This window comes from Synechococcus sp. CS-205 (assembly GCF_025128255.1).
Taxonomy (GTDB): domain Bacteria; phylum Cyanobacteriota; class Cyanobacteriia; order PCC-6307; family Cyanobiaceae; genus Regnicoccus_A.
Window position 1 is genome coordinate 1 of record NZ_JAHLZB010000051.1, and the last position, 13,878, is coordinate 13,878.

14 protein-coding genes are annotated in these 13,878 nt (G+C 65.1%); 6 read left to right on the top strand and 8 right to left on the bottom strand.

Features of this window, described 5'->3' with window-relative positions:
* A partial coding sequence (locus KQ297_RS12340; protein WP_311134005.1) for a sigma-70 factor domain-containing protein occupies positions 1 to 366 on the bottom strand: 366 nt, incomplete at its 3' end.
* A gap of 152 nt (positions 367 to 518) precedes the next feature.
* Positions 519 to 1,946, bottom strand: coding sequence for a magnesium transporter (gene mgtE / locus KQ297_RS12345; protein ID WP_259739683.1), 1,428 nt, complete (start codon positions 1,944 to 1,946; stop codon positions 519 to 521).
* Positions 1,947 to 2,038: 92 nt separating this feature from the next.
* On the opposite strand from mgtE, the gene KQ297_RS12350 reads away from it, so the two are divergent.
* Both KQ297_RS12350 and KQ297_RS12355 read left to right on the top strand, forming a co-directional pair.
* Positions 2,039 to 2,518: a glutathione peroxidase gene (locus tag KQ297_RS12350; protein ID WP_259739684.1), complete on the top strand. Its 480-nt coding sequence runs from the start codon at positions 2,039 to 2,041 to the stop codon at positions 2,516 to 2,518.
* A 4-nt stretch (positions 2,519 to 2,522) separates the two neighbouring features.
* Positions 2,523 to 3,749 (top strand): cation:proton antiporter, encoded by a 1,227-nt coding sequence (locus KQ297_RS12355; RefSeq protein WP_259739685.1) that lies wholly within the window; start codon positions 2,523 to 2,525, stop codon positions 3,747 to 3,749.
* Here the strand turns inward: KQ297_RS12355 and KQ297_RS12360 are convergent.
* Positions 3,720 to 4,037, bottom strand: a complete 318-nt coding sequence (locus KQ297_RS12360) for an SH3 domain-containing protein (RefSeq protein ID WP_259739686.1) — start codon at positions 4,035 to 4,037, stop codon at positions 3,720 to 3,722. The two genes, KQ297_RS12355 and KQ297_RS12360, sit on opposite strands and share 30 nt — an antisense overlap.
* Positions 4,037 to 5,995: a DNA topoisomerase (ATP-hydrolyzing) subunit B gene (gene gyrB / locus KQ297_RS12365; RefSeq protein WP_259739687.1), complete on the bottom strand. Its 1,959-nt coding sequence runs from the start codon at positions 5,993 to 5,995 to the stop codon at positions 4,037 to 4,039. The genes KQ297_RS12360 and gyrB overlap by 1 nt, the downstream gene beginning before the upstream one ends.
* 194 nt (positions 5,996 to 6,189) lie before the next feature.
* Between gyrB and miaA the strand changes: the two genes are divergently transcribed.
* Together miaA and infC are read left to right on the top strand one after the other, a co-directional pair.
* Positions 6,190 to 7,086 carry a tRNA (adenosine(37)-N6)-dimethylallyltransferase MiaA gene (gene miaA, locus KQ297_RS12370; RefSeq protein ID WP_259739688.1) on the top strand — a complete coding sequence of 299 codons (897 nt, stop codon included), beginning with the start codon at positions 6,190 to 6,192 and terminating at the stop codon, positions 7,084 to 7,086.
* Positions 7,087 to 7,140: 54 nt separating this feature from the next.
* The gene (gene infC, locus KQ297_RS12375) at positions 7,141 to 7,797 is read left to right on the top strand and encodes a translation initiation factor IF-3 (protein WP_259739689.1); all 657 of its coding nucleotides are present in this window, start codon (positions 7,141 to 7,143) and stop codon (positions 7,795 to 7,797) included.
* A gap of 78 nt (positions 7,798 to 7,875) precedes the next feature.
* Here infC and KQ297_RS12380 read toward each other — a convergent pair whose 3' ends face one another.
* On the bottom strand, positions 7,876 to 8,364 hold the full coding sequence (locus KQ297_RS12380) for a dienelactone hydrolase family protein (RefSeq protein WP_259739690.1): 489 nt from the start codon (positions 8,362 to 8,364) through the stop codon (positions 7,876 to 7,878).
* Positions 8,365 to 8,518: 154 nt separating this feature from the next.
* Here KQ297_RS12380 and KQ297_RS12385 point away from each other — a divergent pair, with 154 nt between their 5' ends.
* Both KQ297_RS12385 and cysE read left to right on the top strand, forming a co-directional pair.
* Entirely contained in the window at positions 8,519 to 9,547 is a 1,029-nt protein-coding gene (locus KQ297_RS12385) for a GntR family transcriptional regulator (protein ID WP_259739691.1), read from the top strand.
* 35 nt (positions 9,548 to 9,582) lie between these two features.
* On the top strand, positions 9,583 to 10,344 hold the full coding sequence (gene cysE, locus KQ297_RS12390) for a serine O-acetyltransferase (protein WP_399251804.1): 762 nt from the start codon (positions 9,583 to 9,585) through the stop codon (positions 10,342 to 10,344).
* A gap of 33 nt (positions 10,345 to 10,377) precedes the next feature.
* Here cysE and KQ297_RS12395 read toward each other — a convergent pair whose 3' ends face one another.
* The 3 genes from KQ297_RS12395 to KQ297_RS12405 are packed head-to-tail and all read right to left on the bottom strand — an operon-like array spanning position 10,378 to position 13,538.
* On the bottom strand, positions 10,378 to 11,259 hold the full coding sequence (locus KQ297_RS12395; RefSeq protein WP_259739692.1) for a glycosyltransferase family 2 protein: 882 nt from the start codon (positions 11,257 to 11,259) through the stop codon (positions 10,378 to 10,380).
* A 13-nt stretch (positions 11,260 to 11,272) separates the two neighbouring features.
* Positions 11,273 to 12,274, bottom strand: coding sequence for a glycosyltransferase (locus KQ297_RS12400; RefSeq protein ID WP_259739693.1), 1,002 nt, complete (start codon positions 12,272 to 12,274; stop codon positions 11,273 to 11,275).
* Between the two features lie 4 nt (positions 12,275 to 12,278).
* Positions 12,279 to 13,538: a glycosyltransferase family 1 protein gene (locus KQ297_RS12405; RefSeq protein WP_259739694.1), complete on the bottom strand. Its 1,260-nt coding sequence runs from the start codon at positions 13,536 to 13,538 to the stop codon at positions 12,279 to 12,281.
* Between the last annotated feature and the right edge of the window lie 340 nt (positions 13,539 to 13,878).

The window sequence follows — 13,878 nt, forward strand, 5'->3', positions numbered from 1 at the left end:
CAGCAGCTCCATGTTCCGCTTGGTGTACTTCTTCGCCACGCTCACCACCAGCCGCAGGTTCGCCGCCACCATCCGCTCCTTCGCGCGCCTGCCGCTCGAGAGCTTCCGCTTCAGCAGCGCCGGGCTCAGCCCGGCCGCCTTCGCCCACTCCGCCGCGCTCGGCTTTTCGCCACCGGCGCGCATCTCCAGTTCCTGCTCCGTTTCCTCCAGGCGCATCAGCTCCTGCACCTGACGGCCCAGGGTGATCTCCTGCTCATGGGTCAGCAGCGGCACGCGGCCGATGTCGCGCAGGTACGAGCGCACCAGGTCGCCATCCACCGGCGGGAGGTTACGCACGGCGATGGGGGCCTGGCGGGTGTCGACCACGGGGGCGGACTGGAGGGCGGCTGGACGGGCGGAGAGGGTGCTGACCACGACGACGGAACTTCTGACGGTGTGTAAAGCCTAACCTGAAGAAGTGTGAAGGGCCTCTCAGGAATGGCGCGAGTTCCGCCAGAGCCCTCCGGAGCCGGGCCCGCTCAGGCCGGCATGCCCACGTGGTTCAGCAGCCACGAGGCGGTCTTGAGGTAGATCAGCACCCCGGCCACGTCGGTGGCGGTGGTGATGAACGGCGCCGACATCAGGGCCGGATCCAGGCCCAGCCGGTCGAACAGCAGCGGCAGGGAGGCTCCTGCGGTGGCCGCCAGGGTGGTGATGCAGACCAGGCTGATGCCGGCGGCGGTGGCCACGAGCATCCCTCCCCCCACCTGCCAGGCCCAGGGCACCACCACGATCACCAGCAGCAGACCCAGCAGCAATCCTGAGAACGCTTCACGTCCCACCGTGCGCCACACCCCCAGCGCCTGGATGCGCTGGGTGCTCAGGCCGCGGATCACCACCGTGGAGCTCTGGGCGCCCACATTGCCACCGGTGCCGATCAGCAGCGGGATGAAGGCCGCCAGCCGCACCACCCTCTGGAGCACGCCCTCCTCGGAGGCGATCACCGCCGAGGTGCCGGTGTTGGCCACCAGCAGCACCAGCAGCCACACCACCCGGCGACGGGCCACGGTGAACAGGTTGCTCTGGAAGTAGTCGTCCTCGTCGCCGGCCTGCACGGCGCCGGCGGCGTAGAGGTCGCGGGTGGCCTCCTGCTGGATCACGTCGATCACGTCATCGACGGTGACGATCCCCACCAGTCGCTGCTCGAGATCCACCACGGGCACGGCCAGGAAGTCGTAGCGCTGGATGATGCGGGCCACCTCCTCCTGGTCGGTGGTGGTGGTCACGCTCACCACCTCCCGGGTCATCACATCACCGATGCGATCCTCCGGATCGGCCGTGACCAGATCGCGCAGCGAAAGGATGCCGGTGAGATGACGGGAGGCGTCGGTGACGTAGAGGCTGTAGACGGTTTCGGTGTCGCGGGCACGGCGGCGCACGATGTCGAGGGCCTGGGCGGCGCTGTGGAACTCCTTGAGATCGATGAATTCGGTCGTCATCAGACGACCGGCCGTTTCCGGCTGGTAGCCCAGCAACTGGGCGGTGACACGCCGCTCGGCCGGGCTCAGCTCCACCAGCAGCCTGCGCACCACCTTGGCCGGCAGCTCATCGAACAGGCGCACCCGGTCGTCGGGCGACATTTCCTCCACCAGCTCCAGCACTTCACCGGAGCGCAGCCGCTCCAGCAGTGATTGCTGCACGGGCGGATCGAGGTACTCGTAGACCTCGATCGCCTCGTTCTTGGCCAGCAGACGGAAAGCCAGGGCCTGCAGGGTCCGCGGCAGGGCCCCGATCGCCTCGGCGCAGTCGACGGGCTGGACCGGCTCAAGCAGCAGCTTGACGCCGGCGTAATTGCCCGCGGTGAGCAGCGCCTCCAGCTGCCGCGCCACCACCTCGGCCACCGGCAGCCGACCGTTGCTGGCCAACCCGGCGGTGGAAGCGCCACTGCCGCTGGTTCCCTCGCTCATCGGCCTGGAGGATCGCGGCTGACCGAGTGTATGAGCGGAGACCCGAGCCAGCGAGGCCGCCCGCTTAAGGTCCGCCCGGTTGCGACTCTCCCATGGCTGTGAATGTGTCGGATGTGGTGGTGCGCAGCGCCACGGGCGGTGAGCAACGGCTGGGTGAATTCGCCGGCCAGGTGCTGTTGATCGTCAACGTGGCCAGCCGTTGCGGTTTCACCCGCCAGTACGCCGGCCTGCAGAAGCTTCAGGACAGCTACGGCCCCCGCGGCCTGCAGGTGCTGGGCTTCCCCTGCAACGACTTCGGCGCTCAGGAGCCGGGCACGCTGGCCGAGATCCAGCAGTTCTGCGCCACCACCTACGGCGCCTCCTTCACCCTGTTCGACAAGGTGCACGCCAAGGGCACCAAGACAGCGCCCTACGACCTGCTGACCACGGTGGAGCCGGCCGGCGATGTGGAGTGGAACTTCGAGAAGTTTCTGGTGGGCAAGGACGGCACCGTGCTGGGCCGTTTCAAGAGCGCCGTCGAGCCCGATGGCCCTGAGCTGACCGCCGCGATCGAAGCGGCCCTGGCCGCCTGAACCCATGCCACTGCTGGGCCTTGCCGAGCTGATCATCGCCGGTCTGCTGGCCGATGGCCTCTTCCGCCGGTTGGGGCTGCCCGGCCTGGTGGGCATGCTGCTGGTGGGGGTGGCCCTGGGGGTCTCGGGCCTGGGCTTGATCGACCCCCGCCTGCTGGCCCTCAGCGGCGACCTGCGCCAGATGGCGCTGATCGTGATCCTGCTGCGGGTGGGGTTCGGGCTCGATCTGGCCACCCTGCGGCGGGTGGGGGCGCGGGTGCTGCTGCTGGCCTGGATTCCCGCCAGCTGCGAGGGCCTGATGATCACGGCCGTGGCCCAGCCCCTGCTGCAGCTCAGCTGGCTGGAGGCCGCCCTGCTGGGCTCGGTGCTGGCGGCGGTGTCGCCGGCGGTGGTGGTGCCCCTGATGCTGCGGCTGATCGAGCAGAAGAGGGGCACCGCCAAGTCGATTCCCTCGATGGTGATGGCCGCCGCCTCCCTCGATGACATCGCCGTGATCGTGGTGAACGGGGTGCTGCTGGGGTTGCTGGTGAATGACCAGGGACAGCTGAGCGGCCGGTTGCTGGGCCTTCCCCTGGGACTGGCCCTCGGAGCCCTCGCCGGGGGCCTGCTGGGCTGGAGCCTGATCCGCTGGTTCGAGCGGTTCAGGCCCAACGCCAACCGGCAGACCCTGCTCGTGCTCGCCCTGGCCCTGCTGCTGCTGCGCCTGCAGGAGGGCATCAACAGCCTGGTGCCGTTCACCGGCCTGGTTGCCGCGATCGCCATGGGGGTGGTGATCCTGGAGCTGCGGCAGACCATCGCCCACCCGATCGCGGCCAAGCTCAGCTCGATCTGGGTGTTCGCCGAGCTGGTGCTGTTCGTGCTGGTGGGAGCCCAGCTGAACCTGGGGGTGGCCTGGAGCAATGTCCTGGCGGGGCTGGCGGTGCTGGGCCTGGGGCTGCTGGCCCGCTCCCTGGGCACCCTGGCCTGCCTCGCCCGCAGCACGCTCAACGCTGGGGAGAGGCTGTTCGTGGTGGTGGCCTACACCCCCAAAGCCACGGTGCAGGCGGCCATCGGAGCGGTGCCCCTGCTCACCATGCAGGCGGCCGGGATGCCCAGCGGCCCCGGGGAGGTGATCCTGGCAGTGGCGGTGCTCAGCATCGTGATCACGGCGCCCGCCGGGGCCTGGCTGAGTGCCCTCCTGGCCGACCGGGTGCTTCTGCCTTCACCCGGCCAGCCAACCGCGCCGGGGTGAGCCGGCAGGGCCAGGTGTTTCCACGTGAAACCATTGCTCGCCGCCTGGCTCCTGCCACACCCTCAGCAAGCGCAGCGGCTCCCCCGCTCGCAAGGGGATCAGGCTGGGAGCGCGGTGGTGGGGAGCCGTGCGCAGGGCGTGGCTGGGGTCGGGGGTGACTCCCGAAACCAGGGGTTCGCCAGCCTGGCGACGCCGCAGCTGGGGGGATCGGCGCTCGCCGCCGCCAGCAGGCAGGGCCGCCGGGGCGATCAGGGCAAAGCCGAGGATCCAGGCCCAGCGCCAGGTCATCAGATGTCGAGCTGGGCGAAATCCAGTTCAGCGCTGTGGGTTTCGATGAATTCGCGGCGGGGAGCTACCTTGTCGCCCATCAGGATCGTGAAGATACGATCGGCCTCGGCGGCATCTTCGATCTCCACCCGCTTCATCATGCGGGTGGTGGGATCCATGGTGGTTTCCCACAGCTGCTTGGGCATCATCTCGCCAAGGCCCTTGAAGCGTTGGATGGTGTAGTTGGCCTTCTCGCCGAAACCCTCAAGGGTTGTCTTGAGGTCTTGTTCGTTGTAGCAATAGGTGTGATTCTTGCCCCGCTCCACCTTGTAGAGAGGGGGGCAGGCAATGTAAATGTAGCCGCCCTCGAGCAGGGTTTTCTGGTAGCGATAGAAGAAGGTGAGCAGCAAGGTGCGGATGTGGGCGCCATCCACATCGGCATCGGTCATGATCACGATGCGGTGGTAACGCAGGGCCGAAAGATTGAATTCTTCGCCCTTGATTCCCAGCCCAAGACCCGTGATCAGGGCCTGAATCTCGGTATTTTTATAAATTTTGGCGTCGTCGGTTTTCTCAATGTTGAGGATCTTGCCGCGCAGGGGCAGAATGGCCTGGAAGCGACGATCACGTCCCTGCTTGGCCGAGCCTCCAGCCGAATCGCCCTCCACGATGTAGATCTCCGATTCGGCCGGATCACGGGAGCTGCAGTCGGCCAGCTTGCCGGGCAGGGTGGAGCTCTCCAGCACCGACTTGCGCCGCACCAACTCGCGGGCGCGGCGGGCTGCCTCGGCGGCATTGAAGGCCTGAATGGCCTTCTCCAGGATCAGGTCGATCACCTGGGGATGAAATTCCAGGAATTCACCCAGCGCTTCGCCCACCACCGAATCGACGATGCCGCGGACCTCGGTGTTGCCCAGCTTGGTCTTGGTCTGACCCTCGAACTCAGGGTCGGGCACCTTCACCGAGAGCACAGCCGTGAGGCCTTCGCGGATGTTCTCGCCGGCGAGGTTGGGATCGGCATCCTTGCGTTTGCCCCGCTTCTTGGCAAAGGTGTTGAGGGTGCGGGTGAGCACTGTTTTCAGGCCCTCGATGTGGGTGCCGCCATCGACGGTGCGAATGTTGTTGGCAAAGCCGAGAATGCTGTCGGAGTAGGCGTCCACGCACCACTGCATCGCCGCTTCCACCTGGACGCCATCCTTGGCGGCATTGACGTAGATGATGTCGGGATGGAGGGGATCCTTGCCCGCATTCATGTAGGCGACGTACTCGCGGATGCCCCCTTCGTAGTGATAGATCTCCTCATGGGCTTCACCATCGGCGCCCTTGGCGGCCGCGCGCTCATCGCGGAAGACGATGCGTACCCCGCCATTGAGGTAGGCCAGCTCGCGCAGGCGGCCCGCGAGGGTGGCGTAATCGAACTCGATCCCGACGCTGAAGATTTCAATGTCGGGCTTGAAGCGCACGGCCGTGCCCGTGGCGCCACTGGGATCGGTCTCGGACCGCAGGCTGCCGATCGGGGCGCCGCGCTCGAAGCGCTGGCGGTGCACCTGGCCCTGACGGCGCACCGTGACCTCCACCCATTCACTGAGGGCATTGACCACCGAGATGCCCACCCCGTGCAGGCCACCGGACACCTTGTAACCGCCACTGCCGAACTTGCCGCCGGCGTGCAGAACGGTCAGCACCGTTTCCAGCGCCGACTTGCCGGTGCGGGGATGAACGTCGGTGGGAATGCCGCGGCCGTTGTCGGTGACCTCGGCGGACCCGTCCTCGCAGAGGCGGACGAGGATCTGATCGCAATGGCCGGCGAGGGCCTCGTCGACGGAGTTGTCGACCACCTCGTAGACGAGGTGGTGGAGCCCCCGCGGCCCCGTGGTGCCGATGTACATGCCCGGGCGCTTGCGCACCGGCTCCAGGCCCTCGAGCACCTGAATCTGTTCGGCGCCGTAGGCGTGTTGAATCTTGGAAGCGTCGCTCATTCCGGAGGGCACACCTGGCGGACGGCGAGGTCCATGGGGGAAGAAAACGGCTGGGCAGACACAAGAGGATGGCAAGGGCGAATGGGGCGCCCAAACCTCTGCCGATGGCCCGTATTTTACCACCGAAGGCTCTGAGCCGCCCTCAGGGGTCTCTGACGGCCCATTCGAGCCAGGGGTGCACCCCCCGCAATTCCATGCCCCAGCCGCCCCTGCTGATCGCCCTGGTGGGTCCCACCGCCAGCGGCAAGACCGCCCTGGCGATCGAGCTCGCGCATGCCCTTGATCTGGCGGTGCTCTCGGTCGACTCCCGCCAGCTCTACCGGGGGATGACCATCGGCACCGCCAAACCGAGCGCCCAGCAACGGAAACAGGTGCGCCACGGCCTGCTGGATCTGCGGGACCCCGACCAGCCGATCAACCTCCAGGAATTCTGCAGCCTCGCCCGCTCCGCCATCGCCGCCGAGCACCGCCGCAGGGGGGTGGCGTTCCTGGTGGGCGGCAGCGGCCTTTACCTGCGCGCCCTCACCCAGGGCCTGCAGCCTCCCGCGGTGCCACCCCAGCCCGCCCTGCGGGCCCAGCTCCAGCAGCTCGGCCAGCCCTTCTGCCATCAGCTTCTGGCCCAGGCCGATCCGCTGGCCGCCGGACGGATCAACCCCGCCGACGCCGTGCGCACCCAGCGGTCCCTGGAGGTGATCTATGCCACGGGCCGGCCCCATGCGGCCCAGCCCAGCGCCTGCCCACCCCCCTGGCGGCTGCTGGAGCTGGGGCTGAACCCCCCGGATCTGCGCGAGCGCATCAGCCGGCGCAGCCAGCAGCTCTACAGGGATGGCCTGGTGGAGGAAACCGAGCAGCTGATCAGCCGCTACGGAGCCGACCTGCCCCTGCTGGGCACGATCGGCTACGGCGAAGCCCGCTCCCTGCTGGCCGGAGAGCTGGCGCTGGCGGAGGCCATCGCCCTGACCACTCGCCGCACGCTTCAGTACGCCAAACGGCAGCGCACCTGGTTTCGCCGCCAGCATCAGCCCCTCTGGCTGGAGGGCGACAATCCGCTCCTCCAGGCGTTGCCGGCGGTGCAGCGCGTCCTAGGGTGACCATCTGGTCATGCCAGCTTCACTGACCCCACTGCCGGTCCCTCGCCTCTCTGAATGCCTCCTCGTCCCCGTTTCGATCGCCGCGCACCCGTCCGGGAGCTCCCCAACATCAACGAACGGATCAACTACCCCCAGCTCAGGGTGGTCGATGCCGACGGCAGCCAGCTCGGGGTGATCACCAGGGAGGAAGCCCTGGATGTGGCCAAGGACCGCGAGCTCGACCTGGTGCTGGTCAGCGAGAAAGCCGATCCACCGGTCTGCCGGATCATGGACTACGGCAAGTTCAAGTTCGAGCAGGAAAAGAAAGCCAAGGAAGCGAAGAAGAAGTCGCACCAGACCGAGGTCAAGGAAGTCAAGATGCGCTACAAGATCGACTCGCACGACTACCAGGTGCGGATCGGTCAGGCCGTGCGCTTCCTCAAGGACGGCGACAAGGTCAAGTGCACCGTGATCTTCCGGGGCCGGGAGATCCAGCACACCGCCCTGGCTGAGCAACTCCTCTACCGCATGGCCAAGGATCTCGAGGAGAGCGCCGAGATCCAGCAGGACCCCAAGCGGGAAGGCCGGAACATGATCATGTTTCTCACTCCGCGCAAGACACCGCTCACCAAAGAGAAGGATGCCGCCGCCCAGGCCGCCAAGGCGGTGCGCACCATTCCCTCCCCGATCCGGCAGCTGAGCAACGCCGAATCGGCCGCCAGCGAAGCCTGATCCGGCCTCAGCCCGGTTTCAGCTCGCCTGCGAACAGCTCCAGCATCAGGCGCCAGGGCCGCCGCGATCGCCTCCACATCAGCGGGGGGAATCAGCGGATCCAGGCGGCCGCAGAAGACGCGCAGGACCCCAGCCACATCCCGTTGCACCTCCAGACTCGGGGGCCGCCAGCAGGGCGGCATGGCCGCCGAAGCAGAACCCCAGACAGCCCAGGCCCGGCCGGCCCGGCAGCCGCTGTTGCAACCAGGTCGCAGCCGTCTGCAGATTCCCCAGCAGCTGATCCGCTCCGACCTGGTCCTTGTGCGCACGCCCGATCGCCAGTTCAGCGGGGCTGTACCCCAGCTCCAGATCAGGGGCCGTGCGGGCCATCAGCGGCACCGCCAGGGCCGCGTACCCCTGCTCCGCCAGCCGCCCCGAGACGTTGCGAACCCAGCTGTTGAGGCCGAACACTTCCGGCAACACCAGCACGCCGCCCCGGGGCTCGGCCACCGGTGGCGCCCACCAGCAGCGCAGGGCACAGGCCTCAGGCACCCCGGGCATCGGTTCGATCGTGATCCACTCGGCCATGGCAGGAATGGGTGCAGGAGGGTCGACTGAGCGCCGGCCACTGTGACGGCTGTTACCGCATCGGCAACCGGCACAGACTCTTATGCCACAGGGGGAATTGTCACCAGCGCCGAAGCTCCGTAGGGTGGCGCAACCCTTACTGGTTCCCTCCGGCGTGCGATTCCACATCCAGCAGGAAAGCGACATCCCGGCGTCGACCCAGCTTTACAACCAGATCTGCTTCGCGATCGCCGCCCGGCACTACCCTCCGGGCCACCGCCTGCCGAGCACGCGGCAACTGGCGATGCAGACCGGGCTGCACCGCAACACGATCAGCAAGGTCTACCGCCAACTGGAGAACGATGGAGTGGTGGAGGCGATGGCCGGCTCGGGCATCTACGTGCGCGACCAGCAGAAGCCCCGTGAGCTCAAAGTGCCGCCGGGCCTGCGCAGCCGTCTGCGCCCAGACATCGACCGCGAGGTGCGCCAGTGCGTCGACGGCCTGCTCAATGCCGGCTGCACCCTGCAGCAGGCCCGCGAGCTGCTCACCCGCGAGATCGACTGGCGACTGCGCTGCGGCGCCCGGGTGCTGGTCTCCACCCCCCGCGAAGACATCGGCGCCTCGATGCTGATCGCCGAGGAGCTGGAGCCTGCCCTGGAGGTGCCCGTGGAGGTGGTGCCGATGGAGGAGCTCGAGGCTGTGCTCGAGAGCTCCAGCAACGGCACCGTGGTCACCAGCCGCTACTTCCTCCAGCCCGTGGAGGAGCTGGCCCAGCGCTACGGGGTGCGGGCGGTGGCGGTCGACCTCAACGACTTCCACCACGAGCTCAACCTGCTCAAGGAGCTGCGGGCCGGCAGTTGCGTGGGCCTGGTGAGCATCAGCCCGGGCATCCTGCGGGCCGCGGAGGTGATCCTGCACAGCATGCGCGGCAACGAGCTGCTGGTGATGACGGCCAACCCCGACGTGGGCAGCCGTCTGCTGGCTCTGCTGCGGGCCGCCAGCCATGTGCTCTGCGATCGCCCCAGCCTGCCCCTGGTGGAGCAGACCCTGCGCCAGAACCGCTCCCAGCTGATGCGGCTGCCCCAGGTGCACTGCGCCCAGAGCTACCTGGGGGCCGCCACCATCAATCTGCTGCGCAAGGAGATCGGCCTGATCGGGCCCCGCGAAGGGTACGCCGAAGGCGAAGCCGCTCAGGCAGGATGAATCCGTTACTGCTCTGATGTCGCCCCTTGGGTTCTGTGATCCGGCGAATCCTGAACCCCCTGCTGGCGGATCTGCGCATCATCCGGGAGCGGGACCCGGCTGCTCGCGGCACCCTGGAGATCCTGCTCTGCTACCCGGGCTTCCAGGCGCTGGTGCTGCACCGCCTCAGCCACCGCCTCTGGACCCTGAAGGTGCCGCTGCTGCCCCGGCTCTGCTCCCAGATCGGACGCCTGCTCACCGGCATTGAAATCCATCCAGGCGCCACCATCGGCCACGGCGTGTTCATCGACCACGGCATGGGTGTGGTGATCGGTGAAACTGCCGAGATCGGCGATCGCTGCCTGCTCTTTCAGGGGGTCACCCTGGGCGGCACCGGCAAGGAACACGGCAAACGCCACCCCACCCTGGCGGAGAACGTGGTGGTGGGAGCGGGCGCCAAGGTGCTCGGGGCGATCACTGTGGGCACCAACACCCGCATCGGCGCCGGCTCAGTGGTGCTGCGCGATGTGGGCCCCGACAGCACTGTGGTGGGCGTTCCGGGCCGGGTGATTCATCAGTCGGGGGTGCGCATCGATCCCCTTGCCCACTCCCAGCTTCCCGATGCCGAAGCCAGGGTGATCCGCAACCTGATGGAGCGCATCGACACCCTCGAGAGCGAACTGAGCCGGCTGCAGACCTGCCTGCGCGAAGTGGCGGCGGGCCGGCCCCTGCAGGAAGTCTGCGGCGGGCGGGCCCAGAACCTCAAGGACCGGGAAATCCTGGAGTTCCTGGGTGACCGTCCCAGCGGGGGCACCTGAACTGGACGATGGGCCTTCCCTGGGTATCGGTGATCAGGGCAGGACATGGGGTGGCCTGCCTGACGCGGAGGCGGCCATCCCCTGAGCGGAGAGAGACGCTGCAAAGGCTTCAGGAAGAAGTTGGGATGGAGCCAGCCTCCTGTTCATCCGAGCAACGAGAAAACCGCAGCCACGAGCCAGCGCCCAGCGAGCCACTAGCCATGATCGAGTCCAAGCTGAAGGGGCATGGCGGCGAAACAACCGTTCAACAGCCACGATGCTGCGGCCTCTCTGGGCCGAAAGCGAGGTTGAATGCAGGCGATAGGCCATCAAGGGTTCCCTGATCAGGCCATAGGCAGGGGGCGGCATCCGCTCGAACAGACGCAGCCAGAGACCATAGTCTTCGTGACGCTCAGGCCGAAAGGGATCCTCCAGCCACGACCGTTGAACCACAACCGTTGAAAGGGGAATCACGTTGCCCCTGAGCAGTTGTCGATAAGAGAGCCCTGTCGGTGGGAAGCGGGTCTCAATCAGCTGGTGTGATGAATCGACGAAGCGATGGTACGCCGTAACGGAAATCTCAATGGCATGATCAAGATGCAACGGAAGCTGACGCTCGAGCTTGCAAGGGTGCCAGAGGTCATCGGCATCAAGAAACGCAATCAGGCTGGCGCGTGCACTGGCGATACCAACGTTACGGGCATACCATGGCCCCGGAGCATGGAGTTTGTCGACAACGGAGAGAAGCCTGAATCTTGGATCGGTGCGAACCAGCCATTGCGCACAGGAGCGGGCATAGGCCTGGGAGTTGTCATCGACCAACAGACATTCCCAGCAATGAAAAGTCTGGGAACGAAGCGAGTGAGCAGCCTGGATCAGATAGTCGCCCTGATCACGAAAGGGAACAACGATGGAGACCAGAGGACTGGAGATCAAATCAAAAACGGATTCAGAACCCGGGCAGGAATGCGGTGGACGTGATCGGATGGTTAAAAATGTATTGAGCCTGTTGGTGTGCAATTCGTTGCAGAAGCCGCGGGGAGCGACAGAGTCGCCGCAAGCGTTCAGCGAGAACGTCGTCACGACAACCCTGCCAATGGAGATGGAGGAAGTGATCCCAGAGCGGCCAGCGCCCAAGCAAAGGCACGGCACAGCCGGCAGCCACCGCTTCCAACTGGGCAATTCCGAAAGATTCATAGTCGGCCGGGATGATCACTACCTTGGAGCGCGACAAGCAAGCCTGAATTGCATCATCGGAAAGTCTAATCACAAGCTGTACGTTCTCAGGGATGTTGTCGGTCGTTGGCTCGAAGGGAACGATGGCCAAGCAATGAAGTCGCGTCAAACGAGCAAGAGTGAGGAAGCGCATCCAACCCTTCTGTCGCGTGGGTCGACCCAAAAACAACAGATCGACAGGACGCGGTGAAGTGGCACTGAAACGGCCGAGATCAAGTCGGCCAGCAAGATTCTCCTTGACGTCCGCAGGCAAACCATGACTGGAAAGCTGGCAGAGCCCCCCATCCAGAAGCTTGCGTTCATGGGACGTCTGTGCATAAACTGTGATCCCCCAACTCTGAGTTGCCTTCAATGCCAACTGCGCCAACCTGGCGCGCCAGGCATGACTCACCGAAGAGGGATCATGAAAACTGGGCAACCAACCAATTTTGAGCGAAGGGCGCAACAAACGGGTGCGTACCACCAGGCCATAGGCCCACGGGCTGTCACAGCCGAAAATCAACATCCGGGAAACGCCATGGAGCTTGTGGACGACGGGGATTCCAGGCAAGCCGCCATCAAAAGAATCAGCCGGGGATGAACGGGAGACAACCACACAACAGGACGAAGGATCCTGCTGCCGGACGACTTCCATCGCCAGACACCTGATCCCACCGATAGCACGAAAGCCATCGGGGCGATAGACCAACGCCGTGGCTCTGAGCAAGGGTTTCATCCGATCAGCTGAGCAGAACTTTGCGGTAAATCTGCGTGGTGAGATGGGCCGTTTGGGACCAGCTGAAACGGCTTGCTTGTTCGATAGAGCGTTGCGCCATCGTTTGACGAAGTGACGGAGAGGCCAACAGGCGCTCCATCGCCATCCTCAGCTCAGCTGGACTGTGCGGATCAACGAACAGCGCCGCATCACCCACCACCTCAGGCAACGACGACGTATGCCCAACGATCACAGGAGTTCCACACTGCATGGCCTCCAGGGGGGGGAGCCCAAAACCTTCATATAAGGATGGATAAACGAAGGCATCAGCCAGCGAATAGAGCACGGCGAGATCAGATTCCGCCACATGATCAGTGATGATGATGGAGCCGTGGGCCGAGCTCTGGCTGATTCGTTCCATCAATGGCGATGTCTTCCACCCCAGAGAACCTGCCAGAACCAGCACGCAGGCCGTGGCAGGCAGCTTGGAGACCATGGCCTCGTAGGCCTCGATCAACGTCATGAGATTCTTGCGTGGCTCAAGGGTGCAGAGGCTGAGAAGAATAGAGGAATGCTCGGGGATGCCATACCGGCTCCGAGCTGCCAGCAGAACACCCGGATCCCTGACAGCGTCAAGGCTTGGGGACGCCGCCAAAGGTGTCACATGAACGTTGGACTCAGGGACCACGTGCTGATGGCTTAAGAAGTCTTGCCGTGTTGCCTGGGAGACACAAACGACATGATCGGTGGCCCTGAGTCGCTTCATCATCGCGGCAAAATGCCTGATCGCCTCTTGCGCAAAGAAGCGAGGCTGTGTCATTGGCAGCATGTCATGGACCGTGATGAACACGGGCATCCCGGCCTGGTCACGAATCTCATCCGGGAGGCCATAGAAGGGGGTGTGATACACCACGTTCTCAGCAGTGATCGACTGAAGGAGTTCGGCAAATCTCCGGCGGCGCCAGCCTTTAATCTGGGGCAGACGAGAAAACAGCCGATAACCATGCTTCAAGGCTGGCTTGATCCACCCTGGCGATGACAACATTCCACGGCTCGCAGTCGCCCCACTGGCACTGACAGGCTGCCCGGGGATCAAGCCAAGGGCTTGCAGTTCCATGTCGGCAGCTGCCTTGAACAGAGGCTCAGGGCAATAGGGAGTCAGGGCACAGTCACCCTGATAATGGAGCGCCAGCAGCAGCTCACTTGAATACCGAAAGATGCCACCACGATTGAGCGGTCGCCCATGTGCCTGGCCCAAGATTTCTGTATCAAAGATCAGATTCATGGCTCGGGAGTGACGCGGCCGCTATTGCGCCACAGTCAACACGATAGGACGAAGAGTGAAACAATAAAATGGCCCGCTAGTAACTGGAAGCTTTTCCACGCCGAACAGCGCCTCTGGCACGGATCCCTTGGCAAACCAATGAAGGCTTCTCAGTGCAGGCAACTTTCATCGAAGCGAAGATGACATGAGGCTGAAGATTCGCTTGCGTCCCCTGTGTTGGTGTAAATCCCTGGGGACCTCAACCCCGGCGTAGCCGGGGTTGAGCGCGCACCTCAGACGTTCCGCTCAGCGGCCAGCGTTGCAAGGGGTGGGCAGGCCCGTGACCCTGGTTTGAGCACTA